We start from the raw sequence: 7105 nt of genomic DNA, 5'->3' as shown, positions 1-7105 counted from the left end.
GCCTTGGCCACGACGGCGCGGCCGAACGATGGCGGCGACACGCCGCTTCCGCGCTGGCGGACGAACAGCTTCTGGCCGAAATTCTTTTCGACCGCGTCAATGGCCACCGAGATCGACGGCTGCGAAACGTTCAGCATCTTTGCCGCTCCGGTGACGCTGCCGTGACGCGCCACGGCAACAAGATAACGCAATTGGGTGAGGGTCACATTCATAGGATAGTCCTATGTATCAAATGGAAAGTTATTATTTTACTGAATGAACGAGGGTTGCGATAGTCGGTTCATTCCAAGAGGAGAACGCCATGGCTTCCGCAACCGACACCCAGACAATCGACGCCCAAACCATCGATGCAAAGACGATCGCCGACTATCAGCGCGACGGCGCTGTCTGCATTCGCGGCGCCTTCAAGGGCTGGGTCGACACGATCGCCGCCGGCATCGAGCGCAACATCCAGAACCGCAGCGCCACCGCATCCGACATCGCCAACGGTCGCGGCAGTTTCTTCGACGACTACTGCAACTGGGAGCGCATTCCCGAATTCGTCAGCGTGGTGCGGGGTTCGCCCGCCGCCGAACTGGCGGCAGCGGTGATGCAGTCGCGCACCGCGCAGTTCTTCCACGATCATGTGCTGGTCAAGGAACCCGGCACGCAGAAGCCGACGCCCTGGCATCAGGACATCCCCTACTATTTCGTCGATGGCCAACAGACGGTGAGCTTCTGGATCCCCATCGACCCGGTGAAGGAAGCGACGCTGCGCCTGATCGCCGGCTCGCACAAATGGGACAAGATGATCCTGCCGGTGCGCTGGCTCGACGACAGCAATTTCTATGCCGGCGAGGGCGACTATCTGCCGGTGCCAGATCCCGACAAGGATCCGTCGATGAAGGTGCTCGAATGGGAAATGGAGCCGGGCGACGCCATCCTGTTCGACTTCAGGACCGCGCATGGCGCGCGCGGCAACCTGACCGCGGCGCGGCGCCGGGCGCTGTCGCTGCGCTGGGTGGGTGACGATGCGCGCTATGTCGAGCGGCCGGGCCGCACCTCGCCGCCCTATCATGGCCACGGCATGCAGCCGGGCGAGAGGCTGCGCGAGGACTGGTTTCCGGTGGTCTACCAGGGCTGAAGCGAGGCCAGAAAATCGACGCCGATGTGCGCCGCCGATTTTCGGCTGGGGTAACGTTCCCGTGCGCAATTCCCATCAATGCGCCCGGATGCCTTGACCCGTCGCCCAGAGAGCAATAGCGGGTGCTCTAACGGATAGTCGGCATCAAGAGGTGGCCATGAACGTTCTTCTTCTCGGCTCCGGCGGCCGCGAACATGCGCTCGCCTGGAAGATCGCCGCATCACCGCTGCTGACAAAGCTCTATGCGGCTCCCGGCAATCCGGGCATCGGCAGCGAGGCTGAGCTGGTGAAGCTGGATTTAGCCGACCATGCCGCCGTGGCCGCGTTCTGCCGGGAGAAAAAAATCGACCTCGTCGTGGTCGGCCCGGAGGGGCCGCTGGTCGTCGGCATTGCCGACGATCTGCGCGCGCAAGGCATTCGCGTCTTCGGACCCTCCAAGGCTGCCGCACAGCTGGAAGGATCGAAAGGTTTCACCAAGGATCTCTGCGCCCGCTACAACATCCCGACCGCCGCCTATGGCCGTTTCAGTGACCTGGCCTCGGCCAAGGCCTATGTCGAAAAGACCGGAGCACCGATCGTCATCAAGGCCGACGGGCTCGCTGCCGGCAAGGGCGTCACCGTCGCCATGACGCCCAGTGAAGCACAGGCAGCACTCGATGCCTGCTTCGACGGTTCCTTCGGCGCCGCTGGCGCGGAAGTTGTGGTCGAGGAGTTCATGACCGGCGAGGAGGCGAGTTTCTTCTGCCTCTGCGACGGCACCACCGCACTGCCCTTCGGTACCGCGCAGGACCACAAGCGCGTCGGCGACGGCGACACCGGTCCCAACACCGGTGGCATGGGCGCCTATTCGCCGGCACCGGTGATGACGCCGGAACTGGTCGCGCGCACCATGCGCGAGATCATCGAGCCGACCATGCGCGGCATGGCCGAACTGGGGGCGCCGTTCTCCGGCGTGCTGTTTGCCGGGCTGATGATCACCGACAAGGGACCGAAGCTGATCGAATACAACACCCGTTTTGGCGATCCGGAATGCCAGGTGCTGATGATGCGGCTGAAGGATGATCTGCTGGTCCTGCTCAACGCGGCGACCGACGGCCAGCTTGCGCATACTTCGGTGCGCTGGCGCGACGAGGCCGCGCTCACCGTAGTAATGGCGGCGAGAGGCTATCCCGGCACGCCGGAAAAAGGCTCGGTCATCCGCGGCGTCGAAGACGCGGCGAGCGACGGCGTCCAGATCTTCCACGCCGGTACCGCCATCAATGGCGGCGCGCTGGTTGCCAATGGCGGCCGCGTCCTCAACGTGACGGCATCAGGCGCCACGGTCGGCGAGGCACAGAAACGAGCCTATGCCGCGCTTGACCGCATCGATTGGCCGGACGGGTTCTGCCGCCGCGATATCGGCTGGCAGGCCGTAGCGCGCGAACAGGGAACCTGAAGTTCCGCATTGGCTCACCGCTGGCCGCGATCGAGTTCGGTGGAAGCGGTGCTGAGTGGATCGGACACGGCAAAGGCAGCGTCGAGTTGTGCGGGTGAACGCCGTTCGGTCCGCTTCCAGGCGACATATTGGACAATGCCGAAGCTTGGCCGTCGCGGCACCGTCTTCACGACTGGCATGCGGAAGCCGTCGCGGAAACGGGACCAGCGTGTGCCCAACGCTGTAACCATGTCCTCGAGAGTCGGCGGCGCGGCCACAGACGCATAGGTGATGGTGACATTGCCGGCGAGGCCGGCCTCGCGTGAAACCGGTAGCGGTATCGAGGCGAGATAGTCCGGCGGCACGTCGATAAGCCCACCGAACGGCCATTGCGCGCGCAGCGTGGCGGCGTCTGTCGGCGCGACATTCACGTCTATGTCGTTAGGCGTGCCGGCAACCCTGTAAGGGCAGCGGAAACGGCCGCAATTGGCTTGCGCCGAAAACTGCCACAGTGCGTAGCCTTGCCAGTTGCCCATCGGAAAATGCACGTCGATGTCCTTGGTGTAGCGCGCATACCAGAGCGGCAGCCGCGACAGGAGCCGGTATCGGTACCTGTTGTCGGCAATATGCTGGGCGGTCTTGCCGTTGGTGTACAGCACCGGGAAGCGGCCGATGCGCCGATGCACCTGGCGTACGAACTCCTCGGCATCGTCGAGCGACATCCATTGCGAGGGGTCATTGCCCTCGATGTCGAGAGCCATGAGATCGTCCGGCGCAGGCTCGGCGAAATCGAGGAAATTGTTGGCCTGCTCGACCGGATTGCCGGGACGGGCAAGGTGATAGGCGCCCCATTTCAGGCCGAGTGCCTTGGCCACCACCCGGCGCGTCTGGAACAGTTCGCGCGTCACCGCATGGCGTTTCCACAGCGCCTTGCAAAGCTTCACCTCAATGTCGTTGCCCAAGCAGAAATAGGGGGGCGGCACGCCGTCGGAGGCCTTGTTGATGAAGCCCACGATCCGCTTGTCGGTGGCGAGCTGGGCCCAGTCGATGGAATTATATTCGTAGGCATCGACGACCAGAGCGCGGTCGGCGTTCTTCCACGGCTCGGAGAAATCCGAGGCCGTTGCCGCCGTCGAAAGCGCCATCGTCGCCGCAAGAGCGAGGATCGCCAGCGCATGCCGGCCAAAAGTGTGCAGCGGTTTTGGGGCAACGACATGCGCAGGAAACAGAGGCTTGAAGGGTGTCGGTACGACACTCTTCAAGCGGCGAAGGAGGTGCGCCGTCCTTTTCAAAACAGGGAATCCCCGTTGACCAAAAACAAATCCTGAACGGCTATGGTTAAGGAAGTGCTTTCGGGGCTGGCCTCAGAAAAGCTGGCCACGCATCAGCCGCTAGAATTCAAACGGGTCAGGCGCCGGCTCTTGCCGCAGCGTGCCTTCGGCGGCGCGTTTGCGGTGGTGGGCGAGCGAGCATTGCGGCGAGCACAAAATGCCGCGATCCGACCAGTAGGCGGCACCATGGTCCAGTCTGCCCCCATGGTAGCAGAACCCCTCCGCTCGATAGGGCAGGCCGCATTCGATGCAGCGGTAGGCGTCGGGTCTGGCAAGCATAGGCGGTTCCGGTTGGCTGGTCTGATCCATCGCCGGTCGACTTGATCCGGCATGGGTTGAACTTAATACGCGCCGCCGCGATTGCAAAATCCGCGTGACAAAATTTGACGTTTACGTAAAAAGAAGATGGGAGACCGCTGATACGGCGGGTGGTTTTGCAGCGGCACCGGTTCTAGGGTTGGGCAGGCCGATGCAATCAGGAGGAGTGGGCGGCATGTATAGGGCACCGGTCGAGGATATCGCCTTCACGCTCAAGCACGTGGCCGGCATGAAGTCGGCGCTCGATGCCGGCACCTTCGGCGATCTCGGCGAGGACCTGGTCGATGCCGTTCTGGGTGAGGCCGGCCGTTTCGCCACCGAAGAGGTCGCACCGCTCTACACGATCGGCGATCGGCAGGGTGCGGTGCTGAAAGGCGGCGCCGTCACCACGCCGCCCGGCTGGAAGGAACTCTATCGCCGCTGGATCGATGGCGGCTGGAATGCGCTCTCGGGGCCTGAGGAATATGGCGGCCAGGCGCTGCCGACCATGCTCGGCGTGGCCGCGCTCGAAATGTGGAACTCCGCCGCCATGGCCTTCGGCATCGGCCCGACGCTGACCATGGGCGCGGTCGAGGCGCTCGACAAACACGCCTCCGAAGACCTCAAGGCCAAATATCTCGAAAAGCTCGTCTCCGGCGAGTGGATGGGCACGATGAACCTGACCGAGCCGCAAGCCGGCTCGGATCTCGCCGCCTTGCGCGCCCGCGCCGAGCCGGCGGGTGACGGCAGCTATCGCATCTTCGGCCAAAAAATCTTCATCACCTATGGCGAGCACGATTTCACCGACAACATCATCCATCTCGTGCTGGCAAGGCTGCCCGATGCGCCGGCCGGCACGCGCGGCATATCGTTGTTCCTGGTGCCGAAATTCCTGGTTGGCGACGATGGCGCGCTCGGTGCCCGCAACGACGTCCTCTGTTCCGGACTTGAGCATAAACTCGGAATCCATGCCTCGCCGACCTGCACCATGATCTATGGCGACGGCTTTGGAGGCGCCAAGCCCGGCGCCGTCGGCTGGCTGATCGGCGAGGAGAACAAGGGGCTCGCCTGCATGTTCACCATGATGAACAATGCGCGGCTTTGTGTCGGCATGCAGGGGGTGGCGGTCGCGGAAGCCGCAACGCAGAAGGCGATCGCCTATGCCAATGAGCGCCGGCAGGGCAAGGCCGCGAGCTACACTGGCACGGGTATGGCGCCTATCGTCCATCACCCCGATGTCCAGCGTAACCTGTTGACCATGAAGGCGCTGACCCAGACCGCACGCGCCATCAGCTATTCCTGTGCCCACGCCATCGACATGGCCCGTGTCTCCGCCGGTGACGAGGCGGCATACTGGCGCGATCGCGCCAATCTGCTGACGCCGCTGGCCAAGGCGTTCTCGACCGATATCGGCGTCGAGGTTGCCTCGCTCGGCCTCCAGGTTCATGGCGGCATGGGCTTCATCGAGGAGACGGGAGCGGCCGCCTTCTATCGCGATGCGCGCATCGCCCCGATTTACGAGGGCACCAACGGTATCCAGGCGATCGATCTGGTGATGCGCAAGCTGCCGCTCGGCGGTGGCGACCATGTGCATGGTTACATCGCCGAACTGGCTGATATGGCCGCAGCGGTGCGGACCTCGAACATGCAGGGTTTCGGCCGCACCGCCGCCGCTCTCGACGCGGCACTTGGCGATCTCAGCGAAGCGACCCGCTTCCTGCAAAAACTGACGGCCGATGGCCGATCGGAAGAGGCGCTGGCAGGCGCCACGCCCTATCTCAGGCTGATCTCGCTTGCCGCCGGCGGCGCCTATCTGGCGCGCGGTGCTCTTGCCGGTCACAACCGCATAGCGCTTTGCCGTTTCTTTGCCGAAAACCTGCTCGGCGAGGTCAGCGCCTTGAGGGCGCGCGTCATTGATGGCGCCGAAAGCCTCGCCGCTGCCGGCAAGACGCTCGTCTCTGCCTGACGTTTCACAAGGAAAACACCGTGACAGACCATATCCTCGTCGAGCGCCAGGGCGCCATCCAGATCATCCGCATGAATCGGCCGGACAAGAAGAACGCGCTGACGCGCTCCATGTATGCGAAAATGTCAAAAACCCTGGCCGAGGGCGACGCCGACCCGGCCATCCGCGTCCATGTCTTTCTCGGCGTGCCCGGCGCCTTCTCCTCCGGCAACGACCTTGCCGACTTCATGGTCGTCGCCACCGGCGGCGACGGCGGCACCGAAGTCTGGGATTTCCTGATGGCGCTGGCCAAGGTCGAAAAACCCATGGTCTCCGGCGTCGACGGCATCGCGGTCGGCATCGGCACGACGCTCAACCTGCATTGCGACCTGACTTTCGCCACGCCACGCACCGTGTTCAGGACGCCTTTCGTCGACCTGGGCCTTGTGCCTGAAGCGGGATCGAGCCTGCTGGCACCGCGCATTCTGGGCCAGCAAGCCGCTTTCGCGCTGCTCGGTCTTGGCGAGGGTTTTTCGGCCGAGCGCGCCAAGGCCGCCGGCCTGATCTACGAGGTGGTCGAGGAAGCAGCGCTGGAGGCTTCGGTATTGGCGGCAGCCGGCCAGATCGCCGCCAAGCCACCACAGGCGCTGAAGATCGCGCGCAACCTGATGCGTGGTTCGCGCGACGATCTCGTCGCCCGCATCGGCGTGGAAAGCGAGCATTTTCGCGAGCGGCTGAAGTCCGATGAGGCGCGCGCCGCGCTCACCGCGTTCATGACGAGAAAGAAGGCCTGAGCCTCAGGGATAAAGCCGTGTCTTGTCCCAGCCGTCCTTCGCACTGCGCGTAAAAACGAGCCGGTCGTGCAGGCGGAACGGCCTGTCGTGCCAGAACTCGATGGTGCTGGGCACGATGCGGAAGCCGGACCAGTGCTTTGGCCGCGGGATCTCGCCGATCGGATAGCGTGCCGTGTATTCCGCCACCGCTTTCTCCAGCGC

The 7105-nt window shown here is 63.9% G+C and carries 8 protein-coding genes; 4 read left to right on the top strand and 4 right to left on the bottom strand.

Annotation, left to right across the window (positions count from 1 at the left end; translation table 11 throughout):
• The coding region (locus tag EN906_RS16975) for a LysR family transcriptional regulator (RefSeq protein ID WP_164777206.1) at nt 1–212 on the bottom strand (212 nt) is incomplete at its 3' end.
• 89 nt (nt 213–301) lie between these two features.
• On the opposite strand from EN906_RS16975, the gene EN906_RS16970 reads away from it, so the two are divergent.
• Together EN906_RS16970 and purD are read left to right on the top strand one after the other, a co-directional pair.
• Nucleotides 302–1123: a phytanoyl-CoA dioxygenase family protein gene (locus EN906_RS16970; RefSeq protein WP_127270339.1), complete on the top strand. Its 822-nt coding sequence runs from the start codon at nt 302–304 to the stop codon at nt 1121–1123.
• A 157-nt stretch (nt 1124–1280) separates the two neighbouring features.
• Entirely contained in the window at nt 1281–2558 is a 1278-nt protein-coding gene (purD, locus tag EN906_RS16965) for a phosphoribosylamine--glycine ligase (RefSeq protein ID WP_127270338.1), read from the top strand.
• 14 nt (nt 2559–2572) lie between these two features.
• Here the strand turns inward: purD and EN906_RS16960 are convergent, their stop codons facing one another.
• Nucleotides 2573–3682, bottom strand: coding sequence for a glycoside hydrolase family 25 protein (locus EN906_RS16960; RefSeq protein ID WP_127302114.1), 1110 nt, complete (start codon nt 3680–3682; stop codon nt 2573–2575).
• A gap of 246 nt (nt 3683–3928) precedes the next feature.
• Nucleotides 3929–4147 (bottom strand): hypothetical protein, encoded by a 219-nt coding sequence (locus tag EN906_RS16955; protein WP_013532811.1) that lies wholly within the window; start codon nt 4145–4147, stop codon nt 3929–3931.
• A gap of 214 nt (nt 4148–4361) precedes the next feature.
• Here EN906_RS16955 and EN906_RS16950 point away from each other — a divergent pair, with 214 nt between their 5' ends.
• Nucleotides 4362–6131: an acyl-CoA dehydrogenase gene (locus EN906_RS16950; RefSeq protein WP_127375274.1), complete on the top strand. Its 1770-nt coding sequence runs from the start codon at nt 4362–4364 to the stop codon at nt 6129–6131.
• A 20-nt stretch (nt 6132–6151) separates the two neighbouring features.
• Nucleotides 6152–6904: a crotonase/enoyl-CoA hydratase family protein gene (locus tag EN906_RS16945; RefSeq protein ID WP_127270336.1), complete on the top strand. Its 753-nt coding sequence runs from the start codon at nt 6152–6154 to the stop codon at nt 6902–6904.
• A gap of 3 nt (nt 6905–6907) precedes the next feature.
• Here EN906_RS16945 and EN906_RS16940 read toward each other — a convergent pair.
• Nucleotides 6908–7105: pyridoxine 5'-phosphate oxidase C-terminal domain-containing protein (locus EN906_RS16940; protein WP_281060445.1), on the bottom strand; the 198-nt coding region annotated here is incomplete at its 5' end.

Source organism: Mesorhizobium sp. M7A.F.Ca.CA.004.06.1.1 (assembly GCF_003999135.1).
Classification (GTDB): Bacteria; Pseudomonadota; Alphaproteobacteria; order Rhizobiales; family Rhizobiaceae; genus Mesorhizobium.
The sequence above is the reverse complement of the archived record's forward strand: the minus strand, read 5'-3'. Positions and strand labels throughout refer to the sequence as shown.